Genomic DNA, 23,577 nt, shown 5'->3' on the forward strand with positions numbered 1-23,577 from the left:
CAACATTTGCGTGAATGCTCAACAAATCACCAAAGTAGAATATTTTATCGACACCGATCCGGGCTTTGGCAGTGGAACGAGCGTTACAATTACGAGCGCTAATAATCTGACAAAAAATTTTACCGCAAGTCTTACAGGTGTGGCCGAAGGGATACATGTGTTATATATTCGGGCGATGGATGAGAACGGGCATTGGGGAATTCCTGTCTCAAAGCCTTTTATTCTTCAAAATATTGCTTCCAATCCAAATATTACGAGGATAGAATATTATTTTAACACCGACCCGGGATATGGAAATGGTACCGCAGTAACAATTTCATCCGCAAATGATGCGACAGGATCTTTTACTGCGGATATCAGCGGACTCGCTGCCGGTTCACATAAACTCTTTGTCCGGGCGAAAGATTCCAATAATAAATGGAGTGTGGTGATTGAGAAGTCGTTTACAAAAAGTACTGTGATTCCAACAACTCCAAGCGGATTAGTCGTAACAGATACGACCGGAGGAAATGTCACAATTAAATGGAGTAAGAATACAAATATCGATTTTGCAAAATACCGGATTTACTTCAGTACATCGCAAGATCCGACAACATTAGTTGACAGTATGCTCACTGCCGGTGATACATCCAAAACATTTACAAACATTCAACTGCAAACATTTTACTATGTTCGTATTACAGCAGTCAACACAGCGAATGCAGTAAGCAATTATTCTAATAATCTTACCATACGCAGAGGTTCTTCGGTTCCTTCCATCACTTCTTTTGCACCCCTCTTTGGTAAGCCTGGCGATACCATCACGATTTCAGGTACTGGATTTAGCGCAACTCAGGCGAGCAATATCGTCTATTTTGGCGCAGTGAAAGCAAGCGTCGCCAGTTCATCGCTTTCCGATATTAAAGTAACCGTCCCATTTGGGGCCACGTTTGGTCCCATTACAGTGACGGTGAATGGTCTTACCGTTGCTTCTATGCGCACGTTTACACCGACCTTTTTAGGGACACAGAGTTTTAATGCGACCTCGTTCGCAGCGGGGGTGACGGTTACCAGTGGAGCGACAACGGGAGCCGGGTTCATTCACAATTCAATCTCAGCAGATATTGATGGAGATGGGAATACCGATGTTGCTATCGTTGAAGCAGCATCGAGTATTTTTTCAGTTTTTCGCAACAAGCTTACAGGAACTGGTACGTTCACTACAGGTTCGCTTGATGCGAAGGTATCGTTCAATACGGGATCGCACCCGTATGGAATAGCATCAGGCGATCTGAACGGGGACGGAAAGGTTGATATTGCTGTCGTTAGCTATAATGATAAAACAGTATCGGCGTATCTGAACGAATCGACACTGGGACAGGTCCAGTTTTCTAACCCGCTGACAGTTTCAACACCGATAAATCCAATTACCGTAGCAATCGGAGATATTGACGGAGACGGGAAGCAGGATATGGTAGTGGGTACACTTGGTACATTGATTTCGGTTTACAGAAACACCAGCACATCCGGAGCATTGTCATTCGCTCCTCGTGTGGACGCGACGGCAGGATCCGAGGTCGAATATGGGAATATTGCACTCGGAGATGTGGATGGAGACGGGAAGATCGACATTGTGATGTCTTCGCCTGTTGCTAATACATCTGGTAATATCTCCATTGTTCCCAACAACAGCACACCGGGAGCGATTGTGCTGGGGACAAAAGTGGACTTCGCCGGTCCCAATTCCAATAGCTCAAAGAGTGTCGTTTTGGGTGATGCTAATGGTGATGGTAAACTGGATATGTTCTCCGCGGGTCCTGGTGGACTCTATATCTATCGAAATATCTCCACGACACCCGGCACGATATCAGTGAGCACATTCCAGGCTGGGGTCATCATAGGTGTAGGAACAAGCGCGTCACTGGTGATGAGCGATATGGATGGTGACGCGAAGCCGGATTTGATTATAGGCGGCGTATATATCATGAAGAACAAGATTGCCAGCAGCAACTCGAGTTTTAGTACCAACTCATTCGAATCATCGCCGAATTATACGCCGACCATCACCTATTCAATATCGCTGGGTGATTTTAATAACGATGGGCGAATGGATATCATGTCGGCCACCGGCACAGCAAATGATCTCCAAATACATAGAAATACTCTTGCCTATGTTCCTGTCCCAACACCGATCTCACCAATGAATGGATCGAACGAACGGAACCCGGTGGTGTTCAACTGGTCCTCATCCACGGCAGCAACAAGTTACCGTATTCAAGTAGGAACCGACAGCAGTTTTGTATCACCGACATTTGATACCACTACAGCATTAACAACAGTTACCATAAACAATCTTACTGCCAACACGAAGTATTTCTGGCGCGCAAGAGCCATCAACAGTATTGGAAACACAAATTACTCTGCAGCGCAAGGGTTCACGCCAAGGGATATTCCTACGATCACTTCATTCACTCCAACCTCCGCAAAACCAGGCGACGTTATCACGATCACTGGAACTAACTTTAATGTTGTAACAACAAACAATAAAGTGATCTTTGGCGCGGTATCGGTAACACCGTCCAGCGGCAGCGCAGCAACGCTCACTGTGACTGTGCCGTATGGCGCAACTCTTGGAGCAATTACTGTCACAGATACAGCAACAAGACTCACCGCAACATCGAAGTCATTCTTCACGCCGACCTTTCTTGGTGTTCAGAGTTTTGATGCGAACTCATTCGCAGCGGGGGTGACTGTTACCAGCGCAGCAACCAGTGGCGGCGGATTACTCTATGGCTCAACATCTGCAGATTTTGACGGAGACGGGAAGACGGATATTGCTATCGGCGATTATAATGCGAGCAATTTTTTATTGTATCGCAATAATCATACTGGAACCGGAGCATTTTCTGTCGGTTCATTTGATGCGAAGATAACAGTCAACACGGTGTCTGGTCCGTATGGTATGGCCAGCGGAGATTTGAACGGAGACGGGAAGATAGATATCGCAGTAAATAATTTTACTGATAAGACAGTATCAGCCTATCTGAACGAGTCAACTCCGGGCACGGTACAGTTCGCCAGTCCGGTGACGATGGCGGTATCGGCAACCGGCAGTCCTAACTCATTGAGGATCGGTGATATCGACGGAGATGGGAAGAATGATATTGTTGTGTTGAGCACAAGCGCGGTCATATCGGTTCTTCGCAACACCACAGCCGGCGGAACGCTCTCCTTCGCTCCGAAGGTAGAGGCAACGGCATCGACCAGTAGCAACTCGCCGGGGAATGTTGTGTTGGGAGATATCGATAGTGATGGGAAGCTAGATATTATCGCGTCTTGCCCGACCACAAACACATTCGGGAGTGTGAGTGTTCTTCTGAATACAAGCACACCCGGAACGGTCTCATTGGCCGCAAAAGTTGAGTTCAGCAGTACTAATAGCGGTAACTCGGACAAAGTTGTTGTTGGTGATGCGAACGGAGACGGGAAGTTGGATATCTTTACCGTTGGCGTCTCTGGTGTTAACGCCTACCGTAATACCACGACCACACCGGGAAGTCTCACGTTCCAGACAGCAGTATTGATCTCGTCAGCATCATCCGTGCTAGGGATAAACGATATGGACGGAGACGGGAAGCCGGATCTGATTGTGGGCCCAGTAACGATCTTCAGGAATAAGATCGTCAGCAGCGGATCGAGCTTCAGCGTAAACTCATTCGAAGCGTCGCCGCAATATCAACCGACGGTATCATATTCAATGTCGCTGGGTGATTTTAATAATGACGGACGAACCGATATCCTGTCGGCAACGGGAACGGTAAATGACCTCATGATCCTGAGAAATACAATAACCCTAAATTCTCCTCCGGTTATTCCAATCTTTGTTTCTGCATTGTCAGGCGACGCAAAAGTTACCATTAAATGGAATAAAGTCTCAGACAAAGACATTCTCCGCTACCGCATCTTTGCCGATACATCAGCCATTCCCCTAAAGCAGATCGATTCCACTATTGCCGGAAATCAAAATGATACATCGCGGGTAATTTCCGGCCTTATCAATTATCAAAAATATTATTTTCGCGTTGCCGCCGTCGATAGTGTCGGTCAACAGGGAGAATACAGTCAAATACTTTCTGCAACACCGACTGGTCTGTTTGCCGGTGAATATTTTGTTGATGCAAATACCTCAATGATTCTTCACATGAACGAATTAAATGGGACATCCGTTACAGATTCAACATCATTGAGTAACAATGGAATAGCAACGGGAACGACAATTGTTACAGGACGATTTGGCAGAGCACGAAACTTTAATGGGACGAGCGATGAAATTACAGTTGCAAATTCAGCGTCTCTTAATTTTACTTCTACCGATCCTTTAACAATAGAAGCGTGGGTCTATCGGACCGGCAATCCCATTTCTGGAAGTATGCATATCCTTGGTAAAAGAGTAGGAACGTCTGATCAGATAAATTACCAACTTGTATGGGAAAGCGGCAAAGGGTATGTCTTTAACGCAAAAAAAAATAGTATCCTCTCTGAAGTGAAATCCGATACCGTTTTTGCACCGATGAATAAATGGACTCACGTTGTCGGGTCATTCGACGGAACAACGTTACGGATGTATGTGAATGGGAGACTGTTGAGTTCGGCAGCAGGAAACATTGGTGATGCAAACACTGCCGATCTGAAAATTGGAACGTCAGGCACAATGGCTGAACGGTGGCAAGGTTTGATCGATGAAGTGAGAATTTCCAAGATCGCAAGAGCTCCACAATCGTTTAATCTCCAAGCTCCTCCCGTCAATATAACGGCAACATTAGGTAATACGAATATCTCGCTCTCATGGCAAGAGGGTGGTGGACAAGTTGCATTGACTCGATACAAAATTTACCGAGGATCGGATTCGTCGAACGTTGTGCTGATTGATTCCACAATACAAACAAATTTCACCAGTGTTAATTTAGAATCAGGGAAACGATATTACTATCGATTAAGCTCCGTGGATATTACAGGATTTGAAAGTGAAAAAAGTTATGCCGCATTATTTATCACCAAATTATATGCCCCGGCTCTTTCTTCACAAGCAATACAGAAAACTCGTGCAACACTTATTTGGAAAAGTATCGCAAATGCTGTTTCCTATTCCATTTATCGAGGTGCTGACAGTGTAACAACTGCGCTCATAGGAACGGTATCGGACACACTGCACATCGATTCAACGTTGAGTCCTTCAGGAAAATATTTTTACAAAGTAGGCGCAAAGACAGCGTTTAATGCAACAGGTGATACAAGTTTTGCGATAAAAGTAATAGCAAAACCAGAAACGCCTGTTTCTTTAAGTGCATCGCAGATTAAAGATACCCGAATTAAAATTCAATGGTCAAGCGGAGGTGGTACACCAACAAAATATATCATTTACCGGAGTCTGGACGGATCCGAGTTTTCAATCCTAGGGACATCGGCGCAGCCGGTTTTTATTGATTCCGGTTTAACAGAATCAACAAATTATTATTATCGCATTTCGGCACTAAACGAAATAAACGATTCGAGTGCTTGGAGCAATGTATTACAAATAAAGACTACTCGAACGTTACCAAAAATTACAGCACTCACTCCGATTGCTACTGTTCCTTCAACAAAATTCGGCACTGTTGCAATTCGATATACGGTATCGTTAGGAACCGCTGATACTGTTTCACTTACCGGTTATTATTCTACCGATAGCGGTAAGACGTACGTGAAAACAAGTAACATTTCGGGAAAAATTAACCTTATCATTTCGGCATTACAGGATACAGTCTATTGGAACACAAAAATCGATTTGCCAAATCAAGAATTGACTTCAGTGAAATTCTATATCAGTCCGACAGGACTTGGCGGCATCGGTGATTCAGTGGTAACGCCGATATTTTCGGTTGACAATAAAACACCGCAATTTGCAGGGGCAACTGTTGCAATTGGTGATACGAACAAGGTTACCATTTCGTGGGGAGCAGCTGCGGACATTACTCCGCCAATAACATATCGCGTGTTCATTGCTACACAAAATGGATCGTTCAATTATTCAAAGATTGATACCCAACTTACTGGAACTTCGGTTACCATCGCAAACCTTCAGAATTTTCAACGATATTATTTTGTTGTTCGTTCTATTGATGCTGTGGGAAATCTTGATACGAACACAACAATAGTCACAGCAATTCCCTCTGCAAAATCACGAATAGCATTGATAACGCTTCCGTCCGTTACACAACGTGGTGCAATAAAAATACCATATTCGGTTGTTGTGGCTACTTCGGATACAGTTAGTCTTGTGGCTCTGCACTCTATCAATGGTATAGTGTATGACACTGTTAAAGGAATTCCTGTTTCAGCGCAGAAAATTACTCAATCGAAAAACGATACGCTCACATGGAATACATCCGCCGATATTTCGGGAGAAGTAGGAACAGTTACGCTTAAGCTTGTGCCGGTTGGAAGAGCTGGTGATGGCGTTTCACTTATTTCCTCTCAATTTGCAATTGATAACAAAGCGCCCGTCTTTGGTGGCTTGGTTGCTGCGATTGCGGATACCAGTGGAACCGGAGTCATCCTACAATGGAATAGGGGAAATGATTATTCTTTACCGATGAAGTATTCGCTGTATCAATCCGAATCTTCTACGATAAATTATACACAACCTATAGTAACAGATTTGACAGATACTACAATTGTGATTAAAAATTTAACAGCATTTAAGACCTATTATTTTGCGGTTCGGGGGAGTGATGCTGTAGGTAACAGTGAACAAAATAGTACAATACTTTCCGTTGTGCCATCAAGGAAAATAAAGGCATTAACAGTCACAGTCTCATCAGCAACGTACCGGTCATCTGTCCCGATCTCGTATCTGCTGGAATCAGTGAATAATGATACAGCATCAATTGCTATTTCCTATTCTACTAATAATGGAACAGAGTGGAAAACTGCATCAAAAATCACCGGTACACAATCTGCCATAACTCAGTTTGGATCATTATTGTCCGTCCAATGGAATCCATTGCAAGAGATTCCGAATTTCGAAGGCGCTTTAGTAAAAATTAAAATAGTTCCTAATGGAAGAGGCGGATCTGGCGTTGCTGGCGAATCTGGTCTTTTCACTGTGGATACGAAAATACCGGAATTTTCGGGTATCACCACTGTATTGGATAATGCATCGCATGAATTGGGTTCGTTGATTCTGCAATGGAGTAGTGCGAAAGATACGTCTAAGCCGATTATGTATTATATCTATCATTCACAAAATGTGTTTGATAAAAATACTCTTCCTGCTGAGTATGATTCGCTGGCATCAACAAGTGATACCATTCGAAATCTTGAAAACAATAAAAAATATTACTTTTATGTCCGGTCACGAGATGCAATGTGGAATATCGATACCAATAACGCAGTGAAGATATATGATGTTCCGTACATTGCAGATTTTGATGGCGTAAAAGGTGTATCCACGGGCGACCTTGCTGTGTTTGCTAACGGTTGGTCCAATAACAATTTAAGTGTTGTCGATATCGGTCCGGCAACAGGCACGCCTCCAAATCTTGTCATTGCCAAAGATAAAAACCGCGATTTTGAAGATTTAATGACATTCTCACGCATGTGGAATTGGTGGGTAGAAAATCCTGTGCCGAATGCATTCTTCGCAAAACGATCAACGGAAGAAAAACAGGAAGTTGCTTTGGTCGGACAGACACACTTAAAACCGAATGAGAAGAAGAACTTCACAATCCAATTACCAAAAATTGATTCAGCGAGGGCAGTCGCAGTCTATATTAAGACAACAGTGGGATCATTTGCTCTCGATTCCGTTCAAGCGCACAGTGAAGGAAACAATTTCTCTTTGGTAAATAAAAACGGCGATAACGGTTTGATTACATTTACTGTTGCTTCGTTCGATTCTACGCTGGAAAAGAAAAATATCGATCGGGCGCTTTCACTTTCACTGTATACCACGAAGAAGTTAACGGAAGAACCAATCGAATTATCGGCAGTATATTACGATTATCGCGGAGCAGTGAAATATATCGCACGAGGAACTTCGTCTATTAGCTGGCGTCCGGTCGTTCCGGAAGTTTTTGCCATTTCGCAAAACTATCCTAACCCATTCAATCCGGCAACGACTATCGAATATCAGCTGCCGAAAGATACACGAGTTGTGTTAAAGGTGTATAACCTTTTAGGACAAGAGGTTGCGACGTTGATGGATGGAAACCAAAAAGCGGGCTATTACACAGCACGATGGAATGCTCAAAACTTCGCTACCGGCGTCTATATTTACCGCTTATATTCCAAGGATTTTGTGCAGACAAAAAAAATGTTGCTGCTGAAGTGATCTCACGGTATCTTAACAAAGTGGTATCGCAAAATCGTTAGCGTAAAAACTACGGTACTCCACGTGCCGTATTTTTTTAGTATAAAGGTTTATTATGAAAACTCTTCTTTGTGTCTTCTCAATATCGTTGCTCTTCAGCCAAACACCCGAATGGGTGACAAAGCAGGGGAAAAGTTCAAAGCATCCCGAGTTTCAATTTCTTACTGGGTATGGGATTGAATCGGTAGAGAATGATGCTCAAAAAGAAAAGGCAAAAGGGAATGCTATTGCCGACGCCCGCAAAAATCTTATTGAAAAGATCCGAATTAATATTCAATCGACCGTTGCTGCGAAATCGGAGGAGACCGGAGGTGCATTTTCATCATTTTTTTCCAGTGCCACTCAATCAACGTCCAATCTGGAAATTCAAGGATTAGAAACTGAAACGTTTTACGATGACGATGAAGAGGAGATCCATGCGTTTGTGTTTGTGAAAAGGGACCATCTTGTTTTGCTCTATTCTTCTAAAGTAAGTGCACTGAAAAAAGAGATTGAGGACAAAATACAACTGGCAAAAACAATGGAGGGGCAAAAAAAATCCACTCAGGCTTTAAACGAATATCTCAGCTGTTATCCGCTGGTTCGTCAATTAGAAGAATCGCAATCGATCCTTACATTTGTAAAAGTTTCAAATTCCTTAAATGAACTGGAACAAACTGCAAAAACAAATGAAGTTACCGTCGGCCAAATTCGGGAAGCGGTGTCAAAGATCGTTCAACGTCCAATCAACACGGTGGATGACTTGGCATGGTTTCTTAGTTATCAATTGAAAGATCAGGCAGAACAAAAGCAGTCAGGAAAAATTCAAACATTGGTGACTCCATTAGTTTATCAGGATACGAAAATTGGAAGTTCGTTCTCACGATATTTCAATCAAGTACTGGAACAAAAATTGCCGGAAGTAGCTCAATGGGATGCCGTTGCACAGGCAGGTGCGCCGTATATTTTGACCGGATCGTATTGGGAACAGAAAGAGAATGTTAAATTCCTGATCAATATGAGGAATGTGAAGGATGGAAGAATTATTGCCAGCGCTGAGGCGACGGTCCCGATATTAATCATTGCATCAAGTAATAAAAGCATGACGCCGGAAAATTACAAAAGTGCGCTTGCCGATCAAAAAATATTTGCAGAGGGAGAGAGTGCCGGGGGAGGTTTGATGGTAGAAGCGTGGACGAACAAAGAGACCCAAGGGAATTTGTTCACCGAGGGAGAAAAGATGAAAGTAACTGTTCGTGTGAATATGCCTTCTTATATCCGCTTTATCTATCACCTGGCAGATGGGAAACGGGCATTATTGTATAATGAATATTTTCTGGATGCTACCAAAGTGAATGTTGCGTATGAGATACCGCAAGAATTTGAATGTTCACCTCCTTTTGGAAGTGAGGTACTGCAAATTTTTGCACGGACTGATAAATTTGATCCGGCGCCAATCGAAAGTATTGATGGATATGATTACCTTAAAGAAGACTTGAAATCATTCTTGGTGAAGACGCGCGGGTTTAAGGCGTCAAAACCGGCAACCATGCAATCCGAAACAAGAATTAATCTCACCACGATGAAAGAATAACGCTTATTGCACTTGAAATGCAACACTAATTTTTAACGCCAGTCATCCGATTGGCGTTTTTATTTTAAAAAACCGAATAAAAATAGTTTTTCACTCATGAATTCCTCTCAAATGCAATTTTTTTCGATCTTGGAGTATTATTCTTAATTTTTCTTCCTTTTTTGTGATTATGTTTGAATCGAAAGTGTACTTTGATGCATCATATCAACGAAAGAAACTGTGCAACCGGACTATTTAGACTTATTTCAAATACAGATGGAATAAAGAGATTTTTAAGAATTTTATGACAAACAGCAATCCTAAAAAAATATTGATCATCGGCGGCGTAGCCGGCGGCGCAACGGCGGCAGCACGTATTCGACGATTGGATGAAACGGCAGAGATTACAGTCCTAGAAAAAGGGCCGTATGTTAGTTTTGCCAATTGCGGACTTCCATACTTTATTAGTAGAGATATTCAGCGTCGCTCAAATCTGCTTCTTCAGACTCCGGAAGGATTCTTCAGTCGTTATCGTGTGCAAGTTAAGACCAATACGGAAGCAATCGAAATTCAGCGAAGTAAAAAAATAGTTTTTGCAAGAACACTTCAAGGTGAAGAACAATTTTCCTATGACAAATTGATATTAGCTCAAGGGGGCTCACCAATTGTTCCGCCACTTCCCGGTATTGTGAATGATCATGTCTTTAAGCTTTGGACAATTCCGGATATGGATCGCATCCATAAATTTATCGAAGAGAAAAAACCAAAGAAGGCTGTTGTTGCCGGAGGTGGATTTATCGGTTTGGAAATGGCAGAAGCACTGCATGCACGAGGGATAGAAGTAACATTAGTTGAATTGGCTCCACAAGTGATGATTTTGATGGATCCTGAATTTGGAGCGATGATCAAATCGGGACTTCAAGAAAAAGGTATCATTGTCAAAACGTCAATCGGTCTTTCTGCGATTGCAGAAAACAGTGTAACGCTGAGTGATAGTTCAACAATTGAAGCAAATATGGTTTTGCTTTCGATTGGTGTTCGTCCTGAATTGACGCTGGCAAAATCTGCCGGATTAGAGATTGGCCCAAGCGGCGGTCTTATTATTGATGAAACAATGTGTACAAATGATCCGGATATTTATGCTGCCGGTGATATGGTAGAAATAGAAAATAAGGTGCATGGTAAGAAAGTTCGTATTCCTCTTGCCGGACCTGCAAATAGACAAGGAAGAATAGCCGGGACAAATGTGCTTGGCGGCAAGATGGTGTATCGGGGCGCGCTTGGGACATCGGTTGTAAAATTATTTGATCGAACTGCTGCTTCAACAGGATTATCGGAGAAAGCGGCACGTGAATCAGGTTTTGATGTTGGGATTGCCTATGTCTTTAAAGATAATCATGTCACTTATTTCCCCGGCGGAAAACCACTTGCATTGAAAATTGTGTATGATAAGAAAACGACGAAGCTTCTTGGTGGACAAGCATACGGCGAAGCTGGAGTGGAAAAAAGAATCGATGTGCTTGCAACAGCTCTTCATGGAAAAATGACCCTGGAAGATCTTTCTGAATTGGATCTTGCCTATGCTCCACCATACAACAGCGCAAACGATCCCGTAAATATGGCATCATTCATCGGTCTCAATCATATCAGCGGATATAGTCCAATAAAGACGCCAGTTGAAGTAATGCAAGAGTTGGAAAAAGGGAATGGAATTATTCTGGATGTGAGAACTGTTGGAGAACAGGCGAAAGCTCCTCTGTTGAATGTTATTCACATTCCTGCAGATGAAATTCGAGATCGTCTTGATGATATACCGAAAAATAAAACGGTATATTTATTAAGCAAAGATGGTTTCCTTGGACACACGAGTTTACAGATTCTTAAAGCCGAAGGATGGACTAACATATTTAATATTACGGGTGGATACTCCGCGGCACAATGGTTTGATGGTTGGAATTTCAATATATAATATCACTGCTGTCCAAAATAAGTCTTAAATGAATACAAAATTTACTGTAGTAACTTAAATTGGACAAATATATTTTTATAACAAGTAGTAAACCCCCTTTGGTGTATTGTTGAGATCGTATTAAAGTGTGTGGGTGCGAAATTTAGGAGGACTGAGCGAATGGGAAAGCGATGAATGACGGGACTTTTGATGGCGCGATTCGCGCCATCAACGGGCAAGAGCGAACGGGATTCATCGCGCGCGTTAAATTTCGCAAGGAGTTCTTTTGCTTCTTTTCTTGCTCCGTCAAGAAAAGAAGAGAGTGAAGTATTTTGTTGTTTTTTTTAATGTATTTTGAACAAGTCTGATATAATATCATATTTATTTTAAGGAGAAAGAAATGTCTAGTTTAGCAGACAAAATATCAAATGGTGCAAAAATTGTCGATGTACGAACAGTGGAAGAGTTTAATGAAGAAGCATTTCCGAATGCAGTGAACATTCCGGTAAATGAAGTGCAGCTGAGGATGAGTGAATTCGGAGACAAAAACAGTTCGGTCATCGTCTATTGTGCTTCCGGCGCGCGAAGTGCGTACGTTGCCCGCATGCTAAAGAACGCAGGATATACTGATGTCGTTAATGCCGGCGGATTGTATGATATGCCCGGCTTATAAAACAATGTTGTAGCTTACAGAAGATAAGAAGGACTCATATGAAAAGATTATTATTTGTAATGCTTGTTATTACACTATCCTCAACTGTTTTGGCGAAAGACCTTCCGTGGAAAAAATTCAACGCAGGAATTTCCGAAGCAAAAAAATCTGGCAAAAAAGTACTTATTGATGTCTATACGGATTGGTGTAAATGGTGCAAAACAATGGACACGGTGACCTATAAGGATAAAAAAATAAAAGCATATCTTGAAAAAAATTATGTGTTGATCAAATTAAACGCAGAGGGAAATGAGCAGATTACATATTCAGGACAAAAAATGAGTCCGGGTGAGTTTGCTCAGGGAATGAGAGTCGATGGATATCCTGCCACATTGTTTATGAAAACAAACGGCGAGCCAATTACCGTGCTTCCGGGATTTTCCGAGCCGAAAATGTTCATCCATGTATTAACATTTATTGGTGAGAACCATTTTGAAAAGAAGAATTTTGAACAATACCTTAAAGAAAAAGGGATAAAATAATTAGGAGTGGTCTCAAAAATACCTAAACATTGTCATTTCGAGATGCGAAGCATCGAGAAATCTCGATTTTGTCTTCAATTATAAAAACGAGATTCCTCACTTAGTTCGGTCTACGACTCGTAGAGAATGACAATAAAATTCATTTTTGAGATACTTCTAGTGCCACGCATCGCGAAAGGGAAGAATGACAAAAAGGAAGATAGTCCGGCTATTATTTGCTACTTTTGGTCTGGTTCAGATTCTTGTGTTTGTGATCAATGGACTTCATCAATATTTCGGACTATTTGTGGGTGGGATGTTCATTGTTATGTCTGCCACGAATTTCTGTACACAATGTCCTCTATTCTCTGCAATTAAAAGGCTAATTTTCAGTAATAAAGTTAAAAAAATATCTGTAACGAAAATATAATGTGTTTTGTTTCAGTGTTGCAATGATAGCTGACCGATGAACTCCTTCCGTATCTTGATTGTTGATGATGAACCTTCCCAACGGGATGTCCTCTCCGGTTATTTAAAAAAGAAAAAACATTCCATTTTTCAAGCCGCCTCAGTTCAGGAAGCAATGACGCAGGTCCGCAATCAACATTTTGATGTGGTTCTGACAGACTATAAAATGCCGGGGAAAACCGGCTTTGATCTTTTGCAAGAGATAAAAAAGGTTGATGCAGAAGCAGTTGTTGTATTGATGACTGCTTTTGGCACGATTGAAGGGGCTGTGGATGCAATGCGCGCCGGTGCATACGATTATCTCAGTAAACCGATTGAACTGGATGAGATCGATCTTCTTATTCGGCGTTTACAGGAACGTCAGGAATTGATATCGGAAAATAAATCATTACGTCAACAGCTTGTCGATAAATTTGCCTTTACAGAAATTGTTTCCCAATCTGCCTCTATGCAGGAGGTATTGTCCACTGCATCGCGTGTTGCTCAGACAAAAGCTCCGGTGCTTGTTCGGGGTGAAAGCGGAACAGGTAAAGAACTCATTGCGCGCGCCATCCATTTCAATAGTCCTCGAAAAAATAAACCATTCATTGCGGTCAATTGCGCTGCACTGAATGATAATCTCTTGGAAAGTGAATTATTCGGTCACGAAAAAGGATCGTTTACCGGCGCGGAAAAACAACGCCGCGGCCGATTTGAGCTTGCTGATGGCGGGACAATATTCCTGGATGAGATCGGGGACATTTCTCCCGCGACACAGGTTCGACTGTTACGTATTTTGCAGGAACAGCAATTCGAGCGTGTCGGTGGTTCCGAAACGATTTCTGTTGATGTTCGTGTTGTTGCGGCGACCAATAAAAATCTTGAAACGGCTATTAGCGAAGGGAAATTTCGCGAAGATCTCTTCTATCGTTTGAATGTTGTCTCCATTGAAATACCTTCGCTTCGCAAACGAAGAGAGGACATTGCATTGCTTTTGGAACATTTCCTGCTTCGGTTTGCCAAAGAACATAAACGGAAAAAATTGTCCTATTCCAAAGAAGCTTGGGAGTTGTTGACCCGATATGATTATCCCGGTAATGTGCGTGAGTTGGAAAATATTGTTCAACGCTCTGTTATTTTTTCAAGGGGAGATATGATTACCACCGAGGATGTACCGTTAATTGTCCGCGGCACTTCCCACGAGATCAGCCAAAAGAAACGTGAACAACATTCCTTCTCCGATCAAGTGGAAGAATTAGAAAAAGAACTTATCTTCGAAGCTCTACGCCTTCATGGCAACAACCAATCCAAAGCAGCAGAAGTTCTGGGACTTTCAGAACGAAATTTACGCTATCGCTTAAAAAAATGGGGCGTAAAGTAATTCCATCGCTTTCCTTAAGAGCACCCCTTTCTTCCATTCCAACCATCACCCACTGCCATCCTGAGCGAAGCGAAGGATCTGAGCATGCTAACCTTAGAGCGAAGCGAAGGATCTGAGCATGCTAACCTTAGAGCGAAGCGAAGGATCTGAGCATGCTTACCTTAGAGCGAAGCGAAGGATCTGAGCATGCTTACCTTAGAGCGAAGCGAAGGATCTGAGCATATTTTCCTTATGAGCGAAGAACAAATCTTAACGTATTTATTTTTTGAAAAATTTCTAGCGCGTTTCCATTTCTATGCTCGACATAAACGTCGAATCGATTCGACAATTTTGTCGATTAATCTTACCGGTAAATTAAAATCTTTCATTTCTCTCAGCAAAAACATTAAAAATGTTTTGGCACGGTGGTTGTGATACTATGACCAGAACGCAACAAGTTCACAACTGATTTACCAACACTACAATCCAATAGGAGGTTTTATGAAACGCATCATCAACACTGCTTTAACACTTGCCGTAGTCTTCGCACTCGGTGTTATGTTCACAGCTTCTGCATTTGCACAGCAAAAAGGGACCGGAACACCAAAAGGTAACGGTCAATATTTTGTCGATCAAGATGGCGATGGAATTTGTGACAATTTCGGAACACATCAGGGCCAGAAAATGGGAAATGGTCAAAAAGGAAAAGGGATGGGTCCGAAAGATGGTACAGGCAACAAAGGTCAAGGACCGAAAGATGGAACAGGATATGGTGCCGGAAAAGGTAATTGCACAGGAACCGGTATCTGTGATGGGACAGGACCAAAGGGAAATATGAATCGTACAGGCAAAAAGTAAGGTGCTCTTTAGCATATGGAAGGTGTGAACTTTCCATATGCACTCTTAACGAAACACATTCATTACACTGTAAAGTACAAAACAATGAAAAAGAACAACATCATTCAAACGTTCCTTCTGATGACGATATTCTTCGGATCCGTCACTGTGGCGCAATCATCACAATCGATGGAAAAAAAGAAGGGGGATAAAAAGGCAACAACACCCATTGTTAACGATCTTAACGCCGACGGCATAGACGATACGAAAGAACTTCAACAATCAGGTGCTAAACAAAAAATGAAAATGCACGACCGGTTTATCGATACAAACGGAGACGGAATCTGCGATACTCGCGAACAAGGTCTTGGATTTCGCCGCGGTAAAACTCAATCACCCAATCAATCAGGAAAACGACAACAAGGAAAACAAAAATGAAAACAATCAAACTTATTACCGGTATCATTATTGTCTTGTTTGCTCAACATGCAGTAGGCCAAGTTGAAGCACAGACAACGATAAGTTCTATGTATGACGATAATGTGAATAATAACGCTCTTCAATTACAAAGTAATGTTACCACAATGAACTTTACCGGAGGGTATGTATTAGAAGGAGAAAGCTCGTTGACTCAGTTATCCTATGATGGAACCTTTACCTATTTTGAATCTCTGCTTGAACGCACTAATCATTTCCATTCGCTCAATGCTGACTTCTCTCAGTATTATGGTGATGATAATGAAAATGCATTCAACATAAGCGGATTAATCGGGACAAGTGTGAACAGGGATGCTTACACGATTTTTGATCACAACGTTTACTCCGGCAATATGAATTACAAATATTTTGTTGCTGATTGGATGATCCATAAAGCAGGGTATTCACTGCGGAACATCACCTTTTTTTCATTGGATGACTTTAGTTATACGGAGCATTCAATATTTCTTCATGCAGCATTTGCCGCAACCTCAACCACCACAGCAATTATTCAAACGGATCTTGGCAGTAAGTTCTATTCTTCAACTCCATCAATGGCCAGTTCATCCATGCGAAAAGGGGTCTTATCATCTCTAATGCCAAGTGTTACGCAGTTTATTGGAACAATAAAAATTGGGCAACGATTATCCGATGAAATAGGGTTAAGTGTTACCGGACGATATCAATGGAATCTTCAGAAACAAACCAGGTATCTCAGTTCTGAGTATGGATTCATTTCGGACGATGAACTCTTTGATGATCATTACGGCTATGAAGGATTGCATACAAGTGCGACTGTGACATCGCTTCTTTCTGAATCGATGACATTAAAACTCTCCGGCGGAATTCAAAACAAACTGTATTCATCACTTGCCGCATACGATATGGCTGGAAATTATGTCGCTGATCAACGGATTGATATGCGGTCTTATATCAATATTGGTTTATCCAAAAATTTTGATGAACTCGGCTTTTCATTAAAAGGAGCAATTGATATCATTCAAAACTCATCGAATGATGCATTCTATGAATACAACAACAATGCCGTTACCCTGGAAGTAGGTATTCCTTTCTAAAAGGAATGCCTTGATTTTAAGAACAAAAAACTCGTTCATAAAGGGATCCTTATTGCTATTGTGAGCATCTTACTTAGTAACTATAGGTTCCCTTGATCCGTTTTATTACCATTATTAAACCCCGATACATTATTGCCATTACGCTTGGCGTAGCGGTATTGATGTTCACTTCTGCATTTCTTGAACTGCGCCAAAGTCGCGAAGAACTTTATCATATTCTTCAAGAACATGCATTATCACTTTCCGAAACGATTATCAATAGCAGTGCCAATGTTGTTCTTTCTACCGATCAGATAGAAGAACAATTGGCTGAGCGATTGTTAAACAATGCTCATTTTGTTGCATTGTTGGACAGCATGGGAATAGTAGATGGAAACATGTTACGCGCAATAGCAGAACAAAATGAAATTTATCGCATTAATGTTTTTAATCGGAGGGGGAAAAGAATTCTTTCGAGCCATCTTCCCGAAATGCACAAAGAACAACTTCCGGGAAAACACTCTCCTCAAAAATATTTGTTACGGATCTTGAGAGGGGAAACCGATCAAATTGTCATCGGGTTAAAAGAAGCCCGGTTTGAAGAAGGTCAACGGTACGCTGTTGCAGTCAAACGAACGAACCGTGCTGGTGGGGCAATTGTCGCTAATCTGGATGCGGCAAAGTTTATCGAATTCCGAAAACAGATTGGGATTGGTAAACTTGTGAACGATCTTGGTAACAATTCGGAAATTGAATACGTTGTTATTCAGGATAAAGAAGGAATACTTGCCGCAACGAAAGATGTAACAGAAATGTCGACTGTTGAAAATGATCCATCACTACTTACTGTGCTGGATCTCGATACAACGATCAGCAGAGAAATGATGTTTCATCAGCGTACAACATTTGAAGTACTAAAACGATTATCAATTAAAGGAGCAACAGTCGGTGTTTTGCGTATTGGACTTTCCATGGATGAACTACGAGCCGTTGATGAACGGATGCAAGGCCGGATGGTCATCATGTCCCTCGTGTTTATCTTTCTTGGCGTTATCATCGTCTCATTTATTGTTGCTTCACAAAACATAAAACTCATCTCGGGAAAGTATCGTTCGATACAGACGTTGACCGGTAATATTCTTGAGCATATGAATGACGCGGTCATCACAATTGATGGTTCTCATCACGTAACGATATTCAATCGGCGGGCCGAGATGCTTTTTGATATCGATGCAAAGAATGTGATCGGTTATTCAATAGAAACGCTTCCCGAAAATGTCCGCACTTGTCTATTATCATTAATTTCTCAACAAGAAGAGCACCTGGAACGATCATTGCTGTGTGCAAAAAACAAAGAGCGAATCGTTTCCGTTTCCACATCGGAAACATTGATGAATAATGGAGAACGGGAGACATTAACATTGGTTATTAAAGACCTTACAGAATCCAAACTGCTGGAAAAAGAGATTCAGCGAAAAGAAAAAATGACCGCAATGGGAGAATTGGCAGCCGGTGTTGCACATGAAATTCGGAATCCATTGAATGCCATATCGATGATTGCGCAACGATATGAGAGAGAATTTTTACCTAAAAAAGGAGTCCGTGAATATAAGGAGCTAACCGGTGTACTCAAACGTGAATCGATTCGCATTAATGGGATTATTCAACAATTTTTAAAGTTTGCCAGACCAAAAACAATAGTACAAAAGCATGTTTCTTCATTGGACTTCATTAACCATGTAGCGACGTTATTCCAGTCACAAGCAAAGGAGAAGAAGGTATCGTTTTCGTTTCAATCGGAAGAAATTCAATTATCGATTGATTCCGAACAAATGACCCAGGCTGTGTTGAATCTGCTGCAAAACGCTTTGGAAGCGACACCAAAAAAGGGAGTAATTACTTTGAGATTAAGCCAAATCGGTAACGATGTGATGATTGAAATCTCTGACACGGGATTGGGGGTCCCAACTGCAATTCAAGAAAAAATATTTAATCTTTATTTTACGACAAAATCTACCGGCACGGGTATGGGACTAGCTATCACACATCAAATTGTTACCCAGCATAACGGTTCACTACAAATTAGGAACAACCTTCCGAGTGGAACTATATTTACAATTACTATTCCTGCTGTGAGTCTGAAAAATTAAAAGGAGGAAGAGAATCACTGATCTGGTCATCATATTATTTTTTGAGTAGAATGGTTGTTCCGGTCTTAGCGCTCTCCTTTGCCGCATCTAATATTTCCATTACAATCATATTATTCTCCAGAGAGGAGAGATCGTACGCAGGCAATGTGATCTTCTTTTTTACCACCGCAGCGAATAATGAAAATGGATCATCGTACGGCGAAGGCCGTTCTGCTAATGTTTCTTTTTGTTCGTCTGTGCTTTCGTTTAAGCGAAAACGAATGGTGGAACGATTGTCACTAAAAATATATCCTGTCTTACCATACACTTCCATATCTTTCCTTGAGATTGGCCAATTCCAAGACGCTTGAATGATGCCTTGCATTTTTGGATATCCTAAAATGATTGTCGCTTCATCATCCACTTTCGGATAGAGCTCCGGCTTAATTGTCTGTACAACTGCCGTTACCGCTTCAGGCCGTTCACCGTTCTTCATCCACGTTATAAGATTCGCTCCGTAACAGCCAAAATCTGTGAGTGCTCCAGCTCCATTGGTTACAGGATCTGAAAGCCAATCCAAAAATTCTTGATTAATGCCTAACTCGATTGGTCCTTTATGTCCGTCATGGACAACAATCTTTCGCAATTCTCCTATTGCTCCGTTTTGAACCATGTTGTACGCTTTATGATTTGTAGCATACCATGTTGTTTCATAATTGACCAGTAATTGAATGTGATGTTTCTCGGCGAATGCTTTCATCTTGATTGCATGGTCCATACTCACGGCCAACGGTTTTTCAACCATTACATGAATGCCGAGTGGCGCACATGTCTCAACAACTTTCAGATGGTCAAAAATAGTCCCAAACGCCGTTATCGCTTCCGGTTTTACGGCGGCAATCATTTCTTCCATTGTGTTGTAGACAATCTTCATGGAAAAATTATGTTGAGTTGTGTACCGTTGAGCCAGTTCTCGATTGGGTTCAACAATACCCACAATCTTTATATCACCTCGATCCGGCCTACCTAATATCCAATGAACGTGAGTGTGTGTAAGACCAATCACTCCGATTCTTAGCGGTTCGGAGGCAGTCGATTGTCCAAGCATTTGTGTATTCATAATCAATATTAATAGGATTGGGAAGAGGAGATGTTTTATCATAACTGTAATTATTGAGTGTAAACAAGGTTATCGTCTTTAAACGAATGAATATATTCACTTAATATGAATAGCGCAATTCCCGAACCAGTCTAACCTTAACGGAGTTTTTTATCTTTTAAAAAGTAAAAATAAAAAAACTTGTGCTTAGTCGCATTGCTTCTCTGACGAATCTTCTCTACAATCTCGCATTGGCATGCATCGAACCACGGGGGATGGTTTTATCAAAAGCCTATACAAGTGAACCTCTGGATCGCTGATGCGTGAAAGAGGATTTTTTGTTTATGGAGCAAGTTGCTGTCGTGATCTCCGTGTGAAAAAATTCGTTGTGTTATTGCTCGGAATTTTTTGTCGTTTCTTACAATCTCAAAAAAGGGAGGAACAGATGAAAACCAATCTACGATTATTACTGTGTTTGTTAATTGTTGGCACTCAGACAGATGCTCAATGGGTCACAGCCGGATTGACCGGAAAATATGTAATCACTCTTGCTTCTTCCGGTACAAATCTTTTTGCCGGAACGGAAGGGGATGGAGTCTTTCTTTCCACGAACAATGGTGCAAACTGGACCGAAGTAAACACAGGATTGACAGATAAATTTATAAATGTGCTGGCAGTAAATTCTCTGGGAACGGTTTATGCAGGTACTGATGGAGGTATTTTTATTTCCACGAACAATGGCACCGGCTGGACACTCAATAACACCGGCTTATCGGAAACCGATGTTACCGCACTTGCCGTAATCGGTACAAACATATATGCTGGCACATATTCTTTTTCCGGCGGTGCAGTGTATCACTCTACCACAGGAACCAATTGGACAAAAATAAGTGCTGGAATTACATCATCACTAAATCTCGTCACATTAGCGACAAACGGTGCAGATCTATTTGCAGGCACTACGGATGGAATTTATTGCACGACAAATGGGGGCACAAATTGGCTCACACTCAGTTCTGGTTTGACGAATACGTATGTGTATGCTTTTGCAACAATTGGAACTAACCTTTTTGCCGGAACTCAGGAATTTGTTTTTCGATCAACTAATAATGGCGCAAATTGGAATGCGGTAAATACCGGTTATCCTTATGAATATGCACTTTCGCTTGCCGTTAATAACACTACGCTTTTTGCCGGAACAAATGGAGATGTTCTTTTTTCGAATAATAGCGGATCAGGTTGGACAAAAGCCACGTCTGGGATGTCAAGTCCTAGGGTGAATGTATTAACGGTATTTGGTTCAAATCTATTTGCTGGGACTGCCGATGGTATATGGAAAAGACCACTATCAGAAATGGCGACATCCGTGAAAACGAATTCGGCCAATATACCGGAATACTTTATTCTTCGGCAGAATTATCCAAATCCATTTAATCCTACAACACAACTTTCGTATGAGTTACCGCTTTCCGGAAATGTTTCACTTATAGTGCATGATATTCTCGGCAGGGAAATTGCTTTTCTCGTGAATGGATTTAAGGATGCCGGTTTCTACACAGAAAAATTTGACGGATCAACGGTTGCCGGCGGAATCTATTTTGTTCGATTACAAAGTAAAGAAAAGATGCAAATGAAAAAGATGCTACTTCTCAAGTGAACCGTTTGTGTGAAGATTTGTCTATGCACGTGTCTCAATTTCTATTTAGAAGAAACGCAATAACATTGAATCACTGTTATGCCGAACGAGACCGTGGCGTGCTTCCCTTCAATTGTCGCACGTAGTTTCCGCTCAGTGTGACAATTGAAGGTACTTTCAATTTTGAGATTCATTTGACGAGGGCTGTGGTGCTGTGATCGAGCAGTTAAGGAGAGAGTCTGCAACCCCTTTGCCTCACTTCGAATCTGATCGATACCTCAAAAAAATTCTACACCGTATGGCATAGGAAAAATCCTTCCACCTACTGTCATTATTTCCTCTGGAATAATTCACTCCATTCTAAGCGTTGGTCAAATTTTTCCGTAATAGTGTAAGAACGGTAAATCTTGCTTATATTAAGTAGGATTTAAGTGCTAAAATAAGAAATTTCCACAGTTTTTCTTAAAATCGACAAATAAGTCTTTAATAAATGTCTTTGTTTGCAGAAAACAATAACTAATTTTGGCACCTTTCTTGATTAATTATTGAATAAAAATCCATAACTGATCGACTAGCAAAAGAGCATTTTATTAGGCGATCACCATTGAACGAACATCTGCTACATGTGATTTCATTAGGGTACATCATGGACCAAATGGGAAAAATATTCGAAATTCTACTGCCGCTATTTTACAGTATTACTGTAGCGGCTTATGCTGTTGCATTTTTCAGGCAACAGCAACAGGCAAAAAAATTCAAAACAGTTTTATTATTCGTAACAATCGTAACACATTTTTTTTACTTACTTCTTCGCACGATAGATCTTCAACACCCTCCCATTATTTCGGTTTTTGAAATTATGTCGCTGTTAGCATTTTCTGTTGCGGCATCATATCGTGTTATTGAAATGCAAACCAAGATAAAAAATACGGGATTGTTTGTTTTGGCTTTTGCGTTAGTATTTCAAGTAATATCCTCACTGTTTATTGAAGATGTCTATGTGGTCGATAAGGTGCTGCGCAATAATTTGCTTGGGATACATGTTCTGAGCGCGCTCTTAGGATATTCCGCCTTCACGATTGCGGCAGTGTATGGCCTGATGTACCTGCTTCAATATCGTGCTCTTAAATCGAACTCATTCGGGATTATTTTTGATAATCTTCCAAGTTTGGAGCGATTGGAATATCTGACGAAAAAAGGAATTTTGATTGGATTCATTCCGTTAAGTGTGGCAATTGTGATAGGGTATGTATGGCTTCCGAGTGCAATTGATAATTTTTCATACCTTGATCCAAAACTCATCGGCACAATTATTATTTGGAGTATGTATGCGGTTGAAATTTATCTTATCCAAAGTGGAAAAAGGCGAGGACGCCAAGTAATGCATTTAGCAATATCCGGCTTTTTGTTCACGGTGTTTTCGTTGACAATTATTAACATGTATTTAACATCGTTTCATTTTTTTATCAAATAGT

At 41.3% G+C, this 23,577-nt stretch carries 13 protein-coding genes; 12 read left to right on the forward strand and 1 reads right to left on the reverse strand.

The features are described 5' to 3' along the window. Positions 1-10 precede the first annotated feature (10 nt). The 10 genes from WDA22_01775 (at position 11) to WDA22_01820 (ending at position 19,388) form a co-directional block, all read left to right on the forward strand. Positions 11-8,350 carry an FG-GAP-like repeat-containing protein gene (locus WDA22_01775; GenBank protein MFA5832180.1) on the forward strand — a complete coding sequence of 2,780 codons (8,340 nt, stop codon included), beginning with the start codon at positions 11-13 and terminating at the stop codon, positions 8,348-8,350. Positions 8,351-8,444: 94 nt separating this feature from the next. Continuing rightward, positions 8,445-9,962, forward strand: coding sequence for a DUF4384 domain-containing protein (locus WDA22_01780; protein MFA5832181.1), 1,518 nt, complete (start codon positions 8,445-8,447; stop codon positions 9,960-9,962). 283 nt (positions 9,963-10,245) lie between these two features. Continuing rightward, positions 10,246-11,910: an FAD-dependent oxidoreductase gene (locus tag WDA22_01785; protein MFA5832182.1), complete on the forward strand. Its 1,665-nt coding sequence runs from the start codon at positions 10,246-10,248 to the stop codon at positions 11,908-11,910. Positions 11,911-12,289: 379 nt separating this feature from the next. Beyond that, positions 12,290-12,562 (forward strand): rhodanese-like domain-containing protein, encoded by a 273-nt coding sequence (locus WDA22_01790; GenBank protein MFA5832183.1) that lies wholly within the window; start codon positions 12,290-12,292, stop codon positions 12,560-12,562. Between the two features lie 38 nt (positions 12,563-12,600). Next, on the forward strand, positions 12,601-13,083 hold the full coding sequence (locus WDA22_01795) for a DUF255 domain-containing protein (protein ID MFA5832184.1): 483 nt from the start codon (positions 12,601-12,603) through the stop codon (positions 13,081-13,083). A gap of 445 nt (positions 13,084-13,528) precedes the next feature. Next, on the forward strand, positions 13,529-14,890 hold the full coding sequence (locus tag WDA22_01800) for a sigma-54 dependent transcriptional regulator (protein ID MFA5832185.1): 1,362 nt from the start codon (positions 13,529-13,531) through the stop codon (positions 14,888-14,890). Positions 14,891-15,370: 480 nt separating this feature from the next. Then, complete coding sequence (locus tag WDA22_01805; GenBank protein MFA5832186.1) at positions 15,371-15,727, forward strand: hypothetical protein; 357 nt, start codon at positions 15,371-15,373, stop codon at positions 15,725-15,727. A gap of 84 nt (positions 15,728-15,811) precedes the next feature. Continuing rightward, on the forward strand, positions 15,812-16,144 hold the full coding sequence (locus WDA22_01810) for a hypothetical protein (GenBank protein ID MFA5832187.1): 333 nt from the start codon (positions 15,812-15,814) through the stop codon (positions 16,142-16,144). Further along, positions 16,141-17,259, forward strand: coding sequence for a hypothetical protein (locus tag WDA22_01815; protein MFA5832188.1), 1,119 nt, complete (start codon positions 16,141-16,143; stop codon positions 17,257-17,259). The genes WDA22_01810 and WDA22_01815 overlap by 4 nt, the downstream gene beginning before the upstream one ends. 92 nt (positions 17,260-17,351) lie before the next feature. Beyond that, on the forward strand, positions 17,352-19,388 hold the full coding sequence (locus tag WDA22_01820) for an ATP-binding protein (protein ID MFA5832189.1): 2,037 nt from the start codon (positions 17,352-17,354) through the stop codon (positions 19,386-19,388). Positions 19,389-19,422: 34 nt separating this feature from the next. Here WDA22_01820 and WDA22_01825 read toward each other — a convergent pair whose 3' ends face one another. Next, positions 19,423-20,529, reverse strand: coding sequence for a Gfo/Idh/MocA family oxidoreductase (locus tag WDA22_01825; protein MFA5832190.1), 1,107 nt, complete (start codon positions 20,527-20,529; stop codon positions 19,423-19,425). A 382-nt stretch (positions 20,530-20,911) separates the two neighbouring features. On the opposite strand from WDA22_01825, the gene WDA22_01830 reads away from it, so the two are divergent. Both WDA22_01830 and ccsA read left to right on the forward strand, forming a co-directional pair. Next, positions 20,912-22,123, forward strand: a complete 1,212-nt coding sequence (locus WDA22_01830; protein ID MFA5832191.1) for a T9SS type A sorting domain-containing protein — start codon at positions 20,912-20,914, stop codon at positions 22,121-22,123. A 625-nt stretch (positions 22,124-22,748) separates the two neighbouring features. Next, on the forward strand, positions 22,749-23,576 hold the full coding sequence (gene ccsA, locus WDA22_01835; protein ID MFA5832192.1) for a cytochrome c biogenesis protein CcsA: 828 nt from the start codon (positions 22,749-22,751) through the stop codon (positions 23,574-23,576). Position 23,577 lies beyond the last annotated feature (1 nt).

This window comes from Bacteroidota bacterium (assembly GCA_041658205.1).
Classification (GTDB): domain Bacteria; phylum Bacteroidota; class Ignavibacteria; order UBA10030; family UBA8401; genus UBA8401.

Coding starts and splice junctions, on each gene's coding strand:
- WDA22_01780 (MFA5832181.1), top strand. CDS start 8,445: ATGAAAACTCTTCTTTGTGTCTTCTCAATATCGTTGCTCTTCAGCCAA.
- WDA22_01785 (MFA5832182.1), top strand. CDS start 10,246: ATGACAAACAGCAATCCTAAAAAAATATTGATCATCGGCGGCGTAGCC.
- WDA22_01790 (MFA5832183.1), top strand. CDS start 12,290: ATGTCTAGTTTAGCAGACAAAATATCAAATGGTGCAAAAATTGTCGAT.
- WDA22_01795 (MFA5832184.1), top strand. CDS start 12,601: ATGAAAAGATTATTATTTGTAATGCTTGTTATTACACTATCCTCAACT.
- WDA22_01800 (MFA5832185.1), top strand. CDS start 13,529: ATGAACTCCTTCCGTATCTTGATTGTTGATGATGAACCTTCCCAACGG.
- WDA22_01805 (MFA5832186.1), top strand. CDS start 15,371: ATGAAACGCATCATCAACACTGCTTTAACACTTGCCGTAGTCTTCGCA.
- WDA22_01810 (MFA5832187.1), top strand. CDS start 15,812: ATGAAAAAGAACAACATCATTCAAACGTTCCTTCTGATGACGATATTC.
- WDA22_01815 (MFA5832188.1), top strand. CDS start 16,141: ATGAAAACAATCAAACTTATTACCGGTATCATTATTGTCTTGTTTGCT.
- WDA22_01825 (MFA5832190.1), bottom strand. CDS start 20,529: ATGATAAAACATCTCCTCTTCCCAATCCTATTAATATTGATTATGAAT.
- WDA22_01830 (MFA5832191.1), top strand. CDS start 20,912: ATGAAAACCAATCTACGATTATTACTGTGTTTGTTAATTGTTGGCACT.
- ccsA (MFA5832192.1), top strand. CDS start 22,749: ATGGACCAAATGGGAAAAATATTCGAAATTCTACTGCCGCTATTTTAC.